At 33.8% G+C, this 1,420-nt stretch carries 2 protein-coding genes; both read left to right on the top strand.

The window, feature by feature from the left end; genetic code table 11:
• The first annotated feature begins 43 nt into the window (after positions 1 to 43).
• The gene (locus D0T08_RS27385; RefSeq protein ID WP_116985942.1) at positions 44 to 553 is read left to right on the top strand and encodes a transposase; all 510 of its coding nucleotides are present in this window, start codon (positions 44 to 46) and stop codon (positions 551 to 553) included.
• Positions 553 to 1,386 (top strand): IS3 family transposase, encoded by an 834-nt coding sequence (locus D0T08_RS27380; protein WP_229239071.1) that lies wholly within the window; start codon positions 553 to 555, stop codon positions 1,384 to 1,386. Before D0T08_RS27385 ends, D0T08_RS27380 begins: the two co-directional genes overlap by 1 nt.
• Positions 1,387 to 1,420 lie beyond the last annotated feature (34 nt).

Below are 1,420 nucleotides of genomic sequence, written 5' to 3'. Positions count from 1 at the left end.
TGCACTGCCCCCAAAAAGTTAGACACATCTTGAGGGTATTTGTATGAGAAAGAGAAACAAATATACTTATGAGTTTAAGCTTCACTGTGTAGAAGCAGTTTTAAAAGAATATCGTTCCATTATTTCAGTTGCTAATGAATGGGGGGTTAATCCATCGAATTTAAAACTATGGGTAGATTTCTATAAGAAATATGGGGTATCAGGTCTTTATCGGAAGGATAAACAGTCTTATGATGTAGCTTTTAAGTTCAATGTGCTAGAAACTATAGACAAAGAGTTTTTATCTTTGCGTTCAGCTTGTGTACGATTCAATATACCTAGCGAGTCAGCGATTATACGTTGGCGACGGGCCTATGAATCAGCTGGACTATCAGCCTTAAGGACTCGACCTAAAAAGATGAAGCAACCTATCAAAAGAAAACCAAGAAAATCTGATAAGCCTTTAACACGGGAACAAGAGCTATTATTGGAGAATGAACGTTTAAAAGCGGAAAATGAACTGCTAAAAAAGCTACAAGCCTTAACTCAAACCAACAAAAAGCACAAGCCATAATGGAGTTAAGGCATAAGTACGATTTAACTGTGTTGTTAGATTGTATACATATGGCAAGAAGTAGTTTTTATTATTATTCAAAGAAAACGCAGATAGTAACTAAATATGAGGACATTACAGCATTGATTGAAGGTATTTATCACAAGCATAAAGGAAGATTAGGCTACAGGCGTATTACACTCTTACTTCGTAAAGAGGGACTAGTGATTAATCACAAAACTGTTTTAAGATTGATGAAATCCCTGGGTTTAAAGAGTGTAATCAGAGTAAAAAAATATAAATCTTATAAAGGAGAACAAGCTAAAACAGTTCCCAATCTTTTAAACAGAGCATTTAAGGCAAACAATCCTAATCAAAAATGGGCAACTGATATAACCGAATTTAATGTGGGTGGCAAAAAATTGTTTCTCTCACCAGTGATAGATCTGTTTAATCAGGAAATTATTACCTATGAACTTTCTGAACGTGCTGACTTTAAGTGTGTAATGAATATGCTAGATAAGGCTCTCAAAAAAACAGACACACAAACATCTTTGTTATTACATTCCGACCAGGGTTGGCATTACCAAATGGAACAATATCGGCTTGTACTAAAGAAAAATGGAATCATACAAAGTATGTCCAGAAAAGGTAATTGTTTAGATAATGCGATCATAGAAAACTTCTTCGGCATCCTGAAGTCAGAATTATTTTATCTCAATACATACAACTCAATTGATGAGTTAAAAAAAGAAATTAAAGAATATATTCAGTATTATAACAAAGAAAGAATTAAACTTAATCTAAAAGGAATGAGCCCCATACAATACCGAGCGCATCATTCTAAAACTTAATAATAATTTTGTCCAAAATTTGGGGTGCAGTCCA

The organism is Emticicia sp. C21 (assembly GCF_003418935.1).
Taxonomy (GTDB): domain Bacteria; phylum Bacteroidota; class Bacteroidia; order Cytophagales; family Spirosomataceae; genus Emticicia.
This window is presented reverse-complemented; position numbering and strand designations above follow the sequence as displayed.